9 protein-coding genes and 1 tRNA gene are annotated in these 12314 nt (G+C 72.9%); 9 read left to right on the top strand and 1 reads right to left on the bottom strand.

What is annotated here, in order from left to right:
• Window positions 1-9 precede the first annotated feature (9 nt).
• Window positions 10-83: transfer RNA gene (locus AC3ET3_RS25370), tRNA-Pro, on the top strand.
• A gap of 56 nt (window positions 84-139) precedes the next feature.
• Here AC3ET3_RS25370 and AC3ET3_RS25365 read toward each other — a convergent pair.
• Entirely contained in the window at window positions 140-556 is a 417-nt protein-coding gene (locus AC3ET3_RS25365) for a hypothetical protein (protein WP_432158247.1), read from the bottom strand.
• Window positions 557-1130: 574 nt separating this feature from the next.
• On the opposite strand from AC3ET3_RS25365, the gene AC3ET3_RS25360 reads away from it, so the two are divergent.
• From AC3ET3_RS25360 to AC3ET3_RS25325, 8 genes are all read left to right on the top strand, one after another.
• Window positions 1131-1433, top strand: coding sequence for a chorismate mutase family protein (locus AC3ET3_RS25360; protein ID WP_432158246.1), 303 nt, complete (start codon window positions 1131-1133; stop codon window positions 1431-1433).
• A complete protein-coding gene (gene pabB / locus AC3ET3_RS25355) occupies window positions 1430-3586 on the top strand; it encodes an aminodeoxychorismate synthase component I (protein ID WP_432158245.1) in 2157 nt (718 codons plus the stop codon). Before AC3ET3_RS25360 ends, pabB begins: the two co-directional genes overlap by 4 nt.
• Window positions 3583-4461: a prephenate dehydrogenase/arogenate dehydrogenase family protein gene (locus AC3ET3_RS25350; protein ID WP_432133489.1), complete on the top strand. Its 879-nt coding sequence runs from the start codon at window positions 3583-3585 to the stop codon at window positions 4459-4461. The genes pabB and AC3ET3_RS25350 overlap by 4 nt, the downstream gene beginning before the upstream one ends.
• 92 nt (window positions 4462-4553) lie before the next feature.
• Window positions 4554-6236 carry a class I adenylate-forming enzyme family protein gene (locus AC3ET3_RS25345; protein ID WP_432133488.1) on the top strand — a complete coding sequence of 561 codons (1683 nt, stop codon included), beginning with the start codon at window positions 4554-4556 and terminating at the stop codon, window positions 6234-6236.
• Window positions 6233-6898: a mycothiol-dependent nitroreductase Rv2466c family protein gene (locus AC3ET3_RS25340; RefSeq protein ID WP_432133487.1), complete on the top strand. Its 666-nt coding sequence runs from the start codon at window positions 6233-6235 to the stop codon at window positions 6896-6898. The genes AC3ET3_RS25345 and AC3ET3_RS25340 overlap by 4 nt, the downstream gene beginning before the upstream one ends.
• Before the next feature lie 112 nt (window positions 6899-7010).
• Window positions 7011-9626 (top strand): ATP-grasp domain-containing protein, encoded by a 2616-nt coding sequence (locus AC3ET3_RS25335; protein WP_488191839.1) that lies wholly within the window; start codon window positions 7011-7013, stop codon window positions 9624-9626.
• Window positions 9623-10885 (top strand): MFS transporter, encoded by a 1263-nt coding sequence (locus AC3ET3_RS25330; RefSeq protein WP_432133485.1) that lies wholly within the window; start codon window positions 9623-9625, stop codon window positions 10883-10885. Before AC3ET3_RS25335 ends, AC3ET3_RS25330 begins: the two co-directional genes overlap by 4 nt.
• Entirely contained in the window at window positions 10882-12165 is a 1284-nt protein-coding gene (locus AC3ET3_RS25325; RefSeq protein WP_435612956.1) for an ATP-grasp domain-containing protein, read from the top strand. Before AC3ET3_RS25330 ends, AC3ET3_RS25325 begins: the two co-directional genes overlap by 4 nt.
• The last annotated feature ends 149 nt before the right edge of the window (window positions 12166-12314 follow it).

Here is a 12314-nt window from a genome sequence, read left to right as displayed (position 1 = left end):
GTCGGGCACCGGGACGTGGCGCAGCTTGGTAGCGCACTTGACTGGGGGTCAAGGGGTCGCAGGTTCAAATCCTGTCGTCCCGACTGGAGACAGTCGCAGGTCAGGGCCGGTTTCGGAGGCATCCGAAACCGGCCCTTGATCATTTTTGGGGACCAGCGGGGGACCGGCGCCCGTGACCGGGGTCACCGCGCTGGACGACGAAGTCGCTGCGCGGGACGGCGGTGGAGACGCGTCCACCGCGCGGGCCGGTGAACAGGCGGGCACCGGGATTCGGGCCGGCGGACAGGGCACACGGAGCGACTGGGGGACGGATCTCCTCGACGATGGGAGCCCTGCGAGCCCGCTCGCCCTTGGAGCCCTTGTCGGTCGGCCCGCCGGGCGCCGGTGCGGTCCGGCCCCGTACCGTCCGGATCCACTGGTCGGCGTCGATGTCCCCTACGCGGCAGCCTGAGACCTCGCCGATCCACGCGGCAGTGCACGCGGCGAGTACGACCACGTCTCCCCAGCCGCGGGACCGGTGGTGGGAGGCGGCGACGAGCGCGTCGGCCACCTGCAACGCAGACGGATGCACCGGTGGGGAGCTGTCGGGATCTGTGGCCTTGCTCGGCGCCGGAGCCGGTGAGGCGCGACGAGCGGGGCCGGCGGGGAGCGCGGAGCGTGCGGCACGCTCAGGCGCGCCGAGAGCGCCGCGCCGGCGGGCCGGTGATCGTGTGCACCGGGGCGGCCGGTGGAGGCGGTGCACCGCTGGCTGGATGCGGTGGCGAGCGAAGTGCCCGTGGCGGACGTCCGGGCTGGACGAGGCGCCGACGCCAGTATGTGCGCCGCCGTTCGAGACGACCGCCGGCCGACCCCGTCGCCCCCCTCCCGCACCGCCGTACCGGCGATTTCGGCCGTGCCGCCACCCGCGTGTTCCAGCCACGCGACCGCTACCGAGTGTTTCGGCCACCCGCGTGCTCGACGACCGCCGCGCAGCCGGACCCTGGCTGAATGTCAGCCGTCGGAATGTCCCGCTTGTCCGCGTATCGATCCCCGCATTGTCTGCACTGCGTTGATACGAGCTATCGGGCATGTGGCGGCGCGAGGGAGCGGACGGGCACATTCGAACGGTGAACAGGCGGGGAGGGACAGCCATGGGGGACAGGCCGACGACCGGCGTCACCATCGAGGACCTTCGAGCGGAACTCGACGCGATCGACGAAAGACTGCTGGAACAACTGCGCGCCCGCATCGAGAAGTGCGTGGAGATCGGGCACTTCAAACGGGAGCACGACGTGCCGATGATGCAGCCGCACCGCATCGGCGTCGTGCACGAACGTGCCGCCCGGTACGGCGAGCGGCACGGCATCGACCAGACGTTCCTGCGCAGGCTCTACGACCTCGTCATCGAGGAGACGTGCCGGGTAGAGGACCAGGTGATCGGGAGGTCCTCGTGAGGACCTTGCTCATCGACAACTACGACTCGTTCACCTTCAACCTCTACCAGTTGCTCGGCGAGGTGAACGGACAGCCACCGGTCGTCGTCAGAAACGCCGCCGACTGGTCGTCGCTGCGGCTCGACGAGTTCGACGCCATCGTCATCTCGCCCGGTCCCGGCCGCCCCGACCGCGAGCGGGACTTCGGCATCAGCGCCCGGGCCATCCTGGACAGCGGACTGCCCGTCCTCGGCGTGTGCCTCGGCCACCAGGGCATCACCCATCTGTTCGGCGGTACCGTCGGGCTGGCCGCCGAACCCATGCACGGGCGGATCTCCGCCGTGCACCACAACGGCGCCGACCTGTTCGCCGGGCTGCCGAGCCCGTTCGACGTGGTGCGCTACCACTCCCTCGCCGCCGTCAGCCTCCCCGAAGAACTGGAGGCCGTCGCCTGGACCGAGGACGGCGTCATCATGGGCGTTCAGCACGTGTCCCGGCCGATCTGGGGGGTCCAGTTCCACCCCGAGTCGATCAGCAGCGAGTACGGGCGCGAACTGCTGGAGAACTTCCGCCGCTTGGCCCTCGCTCACGGCGCCGCCGACCGCTCGCGCTACACCGTGCACGTGCGCCGGGTGGACGTCGAGCCCGACACCGAGACCGCCTACCGCACCCTCTTCGACGGGGGCACCCACGGCTTCTGGCTGGACAGTGGCGCGGTCATCGAGGGCCTGTCCCGCTTCTCCTTCCTCGGCGACGGCAGGGGCCCCCTGGCCGAGTACGTCAGCTACCGGGTGTCGGACGGCGGCGTCACCGTGCGCAGCCCCGGCCGCGACGGCGACGAGGGCGAGATCGTCGAGCAGGGCTTCTTCGAGTACCTCGACCGGCAGATCCGCTCGCGTGCCGTGCCGGTGCCGCACGGCCTGCCGTTCGAGTTCAACCTCGGCTACGTCGGCTACCTCGGCTACGAACTCAAGGCCGAGACGGGCGGGCAGGCGGTGCACAAGTCGGCCACCCCGGACGCGGCGGTGCTCTTCGCCGACCGCATGCTCGCCGTCGACCACGCCGAGGGCGTCAGCTATCTGCTGGCCCTGTCCGCCGACGGCGACGACCACGACGCCCTGCGCTGGCTGACGGAGACCGAGAACCGGCTGCGCGCCCTGCCCGTCCCGGACGCCGGGCGGCCGGAGACGGCCCCCTTCCGCGGCGTCGGCATGATCGACCCGGTCGCCGCCGGTGTCGTCCGCCTCCGCCACGACAAGGACGCCTACCTCGACCGGATCCGGCAGTGCCTGGAGGAGATACGCCAGGGCGAGACCTACGAGGTCTGCCTGACCAACTCCGTCGTCATGGACGTCCGCATCGACCCGCTGACCACCTATGCCCAACTGCGCCGGCTGAGCCCCGTGCCTTACGGCGCGCTGCTCGACTTCCCGGGCGTCGCCGTGCTCAGCGCCTCCCCGGAGCGGTTCGTCACGGTCGGCACCGACCGGGTCACCGAGTCCAAGCCGATCAAGGGCACCCGGCCGCGCGGGGCGACTCCCGAGGAGGACGAGGCGCTGCGCCAGGACCTCCTCAGCCAGGAGAAGGACCGGTCCGAGAACCTGATGATCGTCGACCTGATCCGCAACGACCTCAATGTCGTCTCCGAGGTCGGGTCCGTGCACGTGCCGAGCCTGTTCCAGGTGGAGACCTACGCGCCCGTCCATCAGCTGGTGTCCACCATCCGCGGCACGCTGCGACCCCAGGAGACTGCCGTCTCCTGCGTCCGGGCAGCCTTCCCCGGCGGCTCGATGACCGGGGCGCCCAAGCTGCGCACCATGGAGATCATCGACCGGCTCGAGGAGGGACCGCGAGGCGTCTACTCCGGGTCCCTGGGCTGGTTCGCGCTCAGCGGGGCCGCCGACCTCAACATCGTCATCCGTACCCTGGTCGCCACCCCCGACCGCGTCGCCTTCGGCGTCGGCGGGGCCATCGTGGCACTGTCCGACGCCGAGGAGGAGTTCGAGGAGACCGTCGTCAAGTCCCGCGCGATGGTCACCGCGGTCCTCGCCACCGCGCTCGAACCCGACCTGACGCCACCGACGGGTTACCCGGCCCCGACGGGCGGCGCGACCGCCCCGGCCTCGTCGGCTTCCCCGGGTTCGTTCGCCGCACCGGTCGGGGGCCTGCCGTGATCGGGCGCGCCGTCGTCGTCGGCGGTGCCGGAGCCGTGGGCCGGTTGTTCACCGAGCGGCTGATCGGCGCGGACGTCGAGGTGACCGTCGTGGACCCCGCCCTCGGTCCCGGCGCCGAGCCGGAAGCGGCCCGCCGGGTGCAGGGCGACATCACCGCCGTGGACCCGGCGCTCGCCGCCGAACTCGGCCGGGCCGACCTGGTCGTCCTCGCGGTCCCCGAACCGGTGGCGCTCGCCGCGCTGCCCGGCCTGGCCGTGGCACTGCGGCCCGGCGCGGTGCTCGCCGACACGCTGTCCGTGAAACAGGCCGTGGCCCGGGCCGTACGCGAACACGCCCCCGGCGTGCAGGCGGTCGGCCTCAACCCGATGTTCGCCCCCGCGCTCGGCTTCACCGGCCGGCCCGTGGCCGCCGTCGTCGTCCACGACGGACCCGGCGTCACCGAACTGCTCGGGCTGGTCGAGGACTGGGGCGCCACCGTGGAGCGCGTCGACGCGGCCCAGCACGACCGGCTGGCCGCCGCTTCCCAGGCGCTGACCCACGCCGCCGTGCTCGGCTTCGGGCTCGCCCTGGCCGGGACGGGCGTACCGGCCGCGGAGCTTCGCCCCATCGCACCGCCGCCCGCGACCACCCTGCTGGCGCTGCTCGCCCGCGTCGTCGGCGGGACCCCGGAGGTGTACTGGGACGTCCAGTACGCCAACGCCGAGGCGCCCGCGGCCCGCAAGGCACTGGCCGCCGCCATCCACCGGCTCGCCGAGACAGTGGAGCACGGCACCGAGGCCGGCTTCGCCGCCCTCCTCGGCGAACTGCGGGACTACCTGGGCGACGACCTCGCTCACCACCAGGACGCCTGCGCCCGGCTCTTCGCACGGGACTGACGCGTCATACGCGATCGGCCGGCCGCGGCCGGGAGACACCGACGGCGGCGATCCCACCGCACACTGCCCGACCCCTGTCCGAGAGGCTGCCCATGACCACCTTCGCCCCCACCGTCCTCACCCCCGAGCAGCGCTCCGCGCTCGCCGCCGATCCCACCGTGGGCGGGGGGAACCTGCTGCGTTCGGCGCTCGCCGCCAACCCGCACCCCGACCTGCCGTTCCTGCGCTCCAGCCGTCCGATAGCCACGCCGGACGGCGAGTTGCGGGAGGAGTTCAGCCTTGCCGAGTTCGACGCGCTGGCGCAGAGCTGGTCGGCCTGGTACCTGGCGCAGGGCGTGCAGACCCGGGACCGTGTCGCCGTCTGGTTCGAGGACTCCCTCGGCTACTCCCTGCACTTCTACGCGCTCGCCCAGATCGGCGCGGTGGCCCTGCTGATCAACTCCAACGCCTCGCAGGCCATCGCGACGTCGCTGATCCAGCAGACCACGCCGGTCGGCCTGTACGCCGACCAGGCCCGCCTCGACCGTCTCGGCTCCACCGCCGACCTCGGCCTGAGCTGGACCGTCAGCGTCGAGGAGCTGCCCGCCCCGCCCGCGGCGACCCTGCCGTCCGACGCCTACTGGCACCACCACGACGACGACCCGGTCACCATCCTGCACTCGTCCGGGACCACCGGCCGTCCCAAGCCCACCATCCACACCCACAAGTCGATCGTCTCCGGGCCCAAGTTCCGCCTGGTCGACCACACCGAGCACCCCGGCGCGCTGATGATGACGGCGCTGCCCCAGTCGCACCTCGGCTGCATCGCGTACACCGTCTACGCGGTGCTCGGCGGCACTCCGATCGTCGCGCTCAGCGACCGCAGCGGACCCGGTCTCGCCGGTGCGGTGGCGAAGTACCGGCCGACCTCCGTGATGTCCTTCGCCCACGCCTATGCCGAACTCGCCAACATCGAACCGGAGCCCGGCACGCTGGACTCCGTCCAGGCCTGGGTGTCCATCGGCGACGCCGTGCACCAGGCGCACATCACCAAGGTGCTGTCCATGCGCAGCCCGGGCCTGGCACCCGCCGCCTTCCTGGACCGCCTCGGCACCACCGAACTCGGCTGGGGCGTCCTGCTGAAGGCCCGCACCCTGGACAGCAAGCGCAACGACCGCTGTGCCGGCAAGCCGGTCGGCGTCGCCGAGGTCACCATCCTCCGCAAGGACGGCAGCCACGCGGACGACGGCGAGGTCGGCTACCTGGCCGCCAAGGGACCCGCGATCACGCCCGGTTACTGGGGTGACTCCGAGACCACCTACCGCTTCCGGCTGTCCGGCTACTGGATGCCCGGCGACATGGCCTACCGCGACGCCGAAGGCGACTTCTTCCTGGTCGACCGCGCCGCCGACGCGATCGAGACGGAGCAGGGCACCGGCTACTCCGTCTTCATGGAGGAGGTCATCCTCAACGAGGTGCCGGACACCGGGGACGTCGCCGTGGTGGCGGGCCGCCGCGACGGCAAGGCGGTGCCCGTGGCCGTCGTCACCGTCGCACAGTCCGTCGCCGACCCCGACCCGGAGAAGCTGCTCCGCCAGGCCAACGACGCCCTCCGGGCCGCAGGCCACCCGCTGCTCGGACTGCTGGAGATCGTTCCGGAGGAGCCCGGTCTGCCCGTGGGAGTCACCGGTAAGGTCCTCAAGCGGCAACTGCGCGAGCAGTACGCCGACTTGACCGCCTACGTCCGGGACGGCGACGGCGCGTCCGTCGCGGTCCACGAGGAGCCCACCGCATGACCGCACAGACGCCCGCCACCGCGAGCACCCCCACCGTGCCGGCCTCCGGCGCAGGTACGGACACCGCCAAGGTCGACTTCTACTTCGATCCGGCCTGTCCCTTCGCCTGGATCACCTCGCGCTGGATCCTGGAGGTGCAGCAGCACCGCCCGCTCGACCTGCGGTTCCGGCTGATGAGCCTGTTCGTCCTCAACGAGGGACGGGAACTGCCCGACTGGTACCGCACCATGGTGGACAACTCGCTCGCCCTCAACCGGATCTGCGCCGCGTCGGCGCACCACCACGGCGAAGAGGTCTACCCCGCCCTGTACCAGGAGATGGGCACGAGGATCCACAACGGCGGCAACAAGGACTACCTCGCCGTCGCCGCGGAGGCGCTCGCCGCCTGCGGCCTGCCCGACACGCTGCTGGCCGCCGCCGACACCGACATCTACGACGAGGAACTGCGCAAGAGCCATCACGAGGGCATGGACCCGGTCGGGGAGGACGTCGGCACGCCCACCATCCACATCGACGGCGTCGCCTTCTTCGGCCCGGTGCTCAACTCCATCCCGCGCGGCGAGGAGGCCGCTCGGATCTTCGACGGAGCCCGCGCACTCGCCAACTACCCGGACTTCTTCGAGCTGAAGAGGACCCGGACGGGCAGTCTCCGCTTCGACTGAGACGCCCCGCGCGGCCTTGGGCCGCTCCCGTCGGTGCGGGAGCGGCCCGGCCGCCGCCGGACGCGTGCCGCCCAGGCACCCACATCGTGAACAACACTCGGGGGAGACGGAGATGGACGACCCGCAGCACGGAAGACAGAGACCGGCCGCCTTTGTACTGGCGGGATCATTCCTGGTCGTGTGCCGGTCACCCGCCTATCTGGACGAGCTGGTCCGTCGAGGCCTGAAGATCCTTCTCATCACGCCCGCGGCCGGACGGGAAGAGGCCCTGGCGAAGGCCGCCGAGGCCGGCCATCCCGCCACCGCCATCGACGACTTCGCGTTCGTCGACGGCGACCCCGCCGTCGACAACTCCTTCCTGCCGGGCGCCGTGGCCGCCGCCCGCCGCTGGCGCGAGGAGTACGACATCGTCGGCGCCTGCGCCGTCGGCGAGACCCAGGTCGAGCCGATCGGGCTGCTCGCGGACGCCCTCGGCGTGCCCAGCCCCGGACTGCGCGCCACCCGTGCCTGCCGCAGCAAGTACCTCCAGCGCTGGTACCTGCCCGAGTGCAGCCCGGCGGCCGTCATCGTGCCGCCCGGCGAACGGGACCGCGTCGACGCGACGGCCCTGCGCTATCCGGTCGTGTTCAAGCCGGCCGGACGGCACTCCAGCTCCGGGGTGGAGAGCGTCGCCGGCCCCGGCCGGCTCCGCGACCTGCTGGCCGGACATCCCCCGCACGAGACCGTACTGATCGAGGAGCAGGCCACCGGGCAGGAGTATTCGGTGGAGTCCCTGGTCCAGGACGGCGGGATCGTCTTCGCCTCCGTCACCCGCAAGGACACCACGGACACACACGCCGCCACCTTCGTCGAGCTGTCCCACACCGTGCCAGCTGACCGCCCGGCCGACGAGGCGGCGCTGCTGGCCGCCAACGCGAGGATGCTGCGGACGCTGGGCTTCCGAGACGGCGTCGCGCACGCCGAGTGGCGGGTCGGCGAGGACCACCGGCCCGTGCTGATGGAGGTCGCCGCACGGCCCCCGGGCGACGGCCTGTGCGTGCTGTACGAGCTGGCCAGCGGGGCCTCGCTGGAGCGGCAGATCATCCGGATCGCGCTCGGCGAGCCCGCCGCCTATCCCGCTCCGGTGCGCGTCGCCCGGCAGGTGTACCTGGAGCACACACCCGGCGTCCTGCGCGACGTCACCGTGACGGGCTTCGACGTCGCGCCCGCCTGGGTCGGCGAACGCGGCCTGTGGCCGCGCACCGAGCCCGGCGCCGCCGACGACCCGCCCACCCTGCGCGCGATCCTGGTCCACCAGGACCGGGGCGCCCGCCTGGGCGCACTGCGCAGCTCCGAGGACCGGGCCGTGTCCTTCCTCGTCGACGCGCCGACCGTGGCGGAACTGGACGTTCTGGAGGCCGAGGTGCGCGCCGCCGTCAGCATCGACACCGTTCCCGACGAGTCCCCGGTGCCCGGCTCCGTCACCCATGTCCTCGTGGGCCACAGCCCCGTCATGCTCGGCAAGCTGGACGGCCTGCTGCCGGCCGACTCCGTGCTGGTCCTGGAGGAGCCCGAGGTCATCGCGGCCCGGGAACTCGCCGGGCTCGCCGAGCGGCACGCCTGCGTGGCCGCCCTGCTGCCCGCCGCCACCCAGGACGAGACGCACCCCGAGCGCGTCGTGGCGGCCGTCCCGCGCCCGCCACAGGTCCGCGCGGTCGTCCCGGTCGTCGAGTACGCGGTGGTCACCGCCGCGGCGCTCGCCGAGGAGTGGGGACTGCCCGGCGCGGGCACCAAGGCGGCCGTCGTCCTGCGCGACAAAGCCCTGCTGCGGGCCACTGTGGCCGGCGCCGACATCGCCCAGCCGGCCTGGGCGAGCGCCGACGGCCCCGACGACGTGACCGCCTTCCGCGCCGCGCACGGCGGCGAGGTCGTCCTCAAACCCGCGAACCGGCAGGCCAGTCTGGGCGTGCAGCTCCTCGGCCCGGACGACGACGTGACCGCGGCGTGGGCGCACACCACGGCGGCCGACGAGCCGACCTTGCGCGCCCACCACGGTGAGCCCGCCCGCCACCTCGTCGAACAGCGGCTGCGCGGGCCCGAGGTGAGCGTCGAGGCCGTCGTCCACGAAGGGATCGTCGGCTTCGTCAACGTCACCGCCAAGTACTCCCAGGAAACCCGCCATCCGGTCGAGACCGGCCACACCGTGCCCGCCCCGCTGCCCGAGACCACCACGTCCGCGCTGCGCGACGTGCTCGTCCGGCTCGCCGAGACCGTTGGCTTCCGCTCCGGGATCCTGCACTCGGAATGGATCCTCGCGGAGCCCGACGGCCGCCCGCACCTGATCGAGTGCGCGGGCCGGATGCCCGGCGGCGGCATCACCGTACTGATCGACGAGGCGTACGGCATCGACATCCTCGGCTGCCTGCTGCACGTACTGGAGGGCCGTGGCCCGGTCGAGCCGCGGCAGGCCCGCCGTGGTGCCGCCGTAAGGTTCCTGACCCCGCCGCCCGGAAGGGTCACGGCGGTGCCGGGCATCGACAGGGCGCGCACCGCCCACGGCGTGCTCCAGGTGCACCTCGCCGTAGCGCCGGGCGCCACCGTCCGCCCCGTCACCAGTTCCTGGGAACGGGCCGGCTTCGTCATCGCCACCGCCGAGGACGCGCCGACCGCCGCACGACAGGCGAAGGACGCGGCCGGCCTGATCGACGTCATCACCGTGGCCGAACCGCCGACGGGGGCGGAGCGATGACCCGCTCCGTGTGGCGCGCCTACATACCGGCCACCGCCAACGGCCGTGCCTTCGCGGTGATCTCACTGGTCAACGCCATCGGCACCGGCCTGTATCTGGCAGCGTCCGCGGTGTTCTTCGTGCGCTCCGTGGGGCTGACGGCTGCCGAGGTCGGCACCGGGCTCGCCATCTCCGGTGTGGTCGGGTTCCTGACCACCGTGCCGATCGGCGCGGCCGGGGACCGCTTCGGCGCCCGGCGCACGCTCATCGCCCTCCAGGCGTGGCGGGCCGGCGGCTTCGCCGTACTCTGTCTCGTCCACGGCCTGGTGGGGTTCACCCTCGTCTCCTGCGCACTGGCCGCCGCGGAGGCGGCGACCCAGCCGATGACCCAGGCGGTGGCGTCCGCAACGGTCGCGGGCACCGACCGCACCCGCACCATGGCCATCATCCGCACCGTGCGCAACGCCGGTTTCTCCGTGGGGGCGTTGCTGGCCGCGCCGCTGTTGACCGCCGACAGCGTGTGGCCGTACCGCGTCATCGTCCTCGGCACGGCGGCCGCCTTCCTCGTCTCGGCCCTCATGCTGACCCGGCTGCGACTGGACGGCGCCGACACCGTCCAGCGCAAGGTCGGTCCGCTCAGCGCGGTACGCCGGTTCCGGGACTGGCGCTACGGACTGCTGACCGTCCTCAACGGCGTCCTCAACCTGCATGTGACGATCCTGTCGGTGGGACTCCCGCTGTGGGCTCTCGAAGCCACCGAGATGCCCGCCGGGGCGCTGCCCTTCCTGGTGCTGGTCAACACCCTGATGTCGATCGCACTGCAGGTCCCGATCGCCCGGATCGCCGAGCGGGAGGACGGCGCCGCCCGCTCCTTGCGCCTCGGCGGCATCGCGCTCGCCCTGTGCTGTCTCGCCCTGGCGGCGGCCGGCGGCCCCGGCTCACCCTGGGCCGCCGCGGCCGTCCTCGCCGTGGGCTGCGTCCTGCTGACGCTCGGGGAGATGTGGCAGGCCACCGGCGGCTGGGAGTTGAGCTACGCCTGGGCCCCCGAGGACCGGAAGGGCGTCTACCTCTCGGTGTTCAGCCTCGGCGGCACCGGTCAGCGCATAGTCGGCCCGGCGCTGATCGCCTCCGTGGTGATCGCCGCGGGACCGGCCGGCTGGGTCGGTCTCGCTGCGGCGTTCTGCCTGGCCGCCCTGCTCGTCACACCCGTCACCCGCCTGCTGCGCACAGCCCCGCCCGCCGCCGAACCGGCGGCACCCGCCGAGAGGATCCGCCCGTGAGCGCCGAGCCCGCCGTCCCGGCCTCCGCCGCCGCACCGCAGCCCGCGGAACTGCTGTTGGCCGGCGTCGGCACGATGGGCCGCCCCTACCTGGAGGCCGCCGCCCGGCTGGGCCTGCGGGCCCGCGCCGTGGAGTCCGGGGCCACCTGGGACAACCGGCCGACGGACCTCGCCGAGCGCTTCCACCGAGTGGCCGGTGACCGCGAGGAGTCCTGGGCCGGCTCGGTCGCGGCCGCCGTCGCCGAGCGGGTGCCCGACGGCCTGATCGGCTTCGCCGAACCGCAGGTCGTCGCGGCGGCTTTGGCCCAGGAGCGGTACGGCCTGCGCGGGCCGTCCCTGCACGCGGCCGTCGTCTCCCGCAACAAGGCACTGCAACGCTCCCTGTTCGGCGCGCACGGTGTGCCTCAGCCCGCCCATCGGCACGTGGCCCGGATCGGCGACGCGCGCGCGTGGATGCTCGAACGGCTGCCGGTGGTGGTCAAACCGCTGAACCTGTCGGGCAGTGAAGGCGTGGAACTGGTCCGCACCCCCGAGGCCGTCGAGGAGGTCGTCGCCCGCCGCGCCGGTGAGGGCCAGCTCCTGGTCGAGGAGGCGGTGGACGGCCCCGAGTACAGTTGGGAGGCGCTGGTCCGCGAGGGCGAGGTGCTCTTCGAGAACCTCACCGCCAAGGAGACAACACCGCCCCCGTACTTCGTCGAGCTCGTCCACCGTTGCGGCCACGACCCGGACCCCGCGGCGGCGGCCCGGATCCGCGAGCTGACGTCGGGGGTCCTGCGCGCCATCGGTATGCGCACCGGCCTGGTGCACCTGGAGTTCCGGATGAGCACGACGGGCCCGGTGCTCATGGAGGTCGCGGTGCGCACCCCGGGCGACTACCTGCCCGACGCGATCGGGCTGACCTACGGCTTCGACCTGTACGAGGCCGTGGTGCGGCTGTCGCTCGGGCTGCCGCTGCCGGACCTGCCGCGACGGCCCGTGTCCTACGCGGCCACGGTCTTTCCCACCGCCCCGCCCGGCACCATCACCGGCATCACCGGCACGGAACGGGTCACCGCCCATCCGGCGGTGGTCCGGGTCCGGCTGCGCAGGCGGCCGGGCGACACGGTGCGCCCGCTCACCTCGTCCGGACAGCGCATGGGCCATGTCCTGATCGCCGCGGGCTCCCCGGTCGAACGGGACGACGCGGTGCGCTTCGTCCGCGAGACCTTGCGCGTCGAGGTCATACCCGCCGGGCCCGTCCCTTCGGGCCGGCCGGAACTGTTCGACGGAAAGGGCGCCTGAGCCGTTCGCCGGCCGGTTCCGGCCGAGTGCCTCGCCGTGCGCGGTCTGCTTCCCGGCCGTTCGGGCGCGGACCGCGGCAGCCGCTTCGTCAACTTCCGGCGTCTTTGCCTCCTTATGTGATCCTTCCCAAGTCGGCAGCTCCCAGACAC

It is taken from the genome of Streptomyces sp. bgisy159 (assembly GCF_057707805.1).
This window is presented reverse-complemented; position numbering and strand designations above follow the sequence as displayed.

Bases quoted from the DNA above. Each gene is read 5' to 3' on its own strand.
- AC3ET3_RS25345 (WP_432133488.1), top strand. From the start codon at position 4,554: ATGACCACCTTCGCCCCCACCGTCCTCACCCCCGAGCAGCGCTCCGCG.
- AC3ET3_RS25330 (WP_432133485.1), top strand. From the start codon at position 9,623: ATGACCCGCTCCGTGTGGCGCGCCTACATACCGGCCACCGCCAACGGC.
- AC3ET3_RS25335 (WP_488191839.1), top strand. From the start codon at position 7,011: ATGGACGACCCGCAGCACGGAAGACAGAGACCGGCCGCCTTTGTACTG.
- AC3ET3_RS25340 (WP_432133487.1), top strand. From the start codon at position 6,233: ATGACCGCACAGACGCCCGCCACCGCGAGCACCCCCACCGTGCCGGCC.
- AC3ET3_RS25360 (WP_432158246.1), top strand. From the start codon at position 1,131: ATGGGGGACAGGCCGACGACCGGCGTCACCATCGAGGACCTTCGAGCG.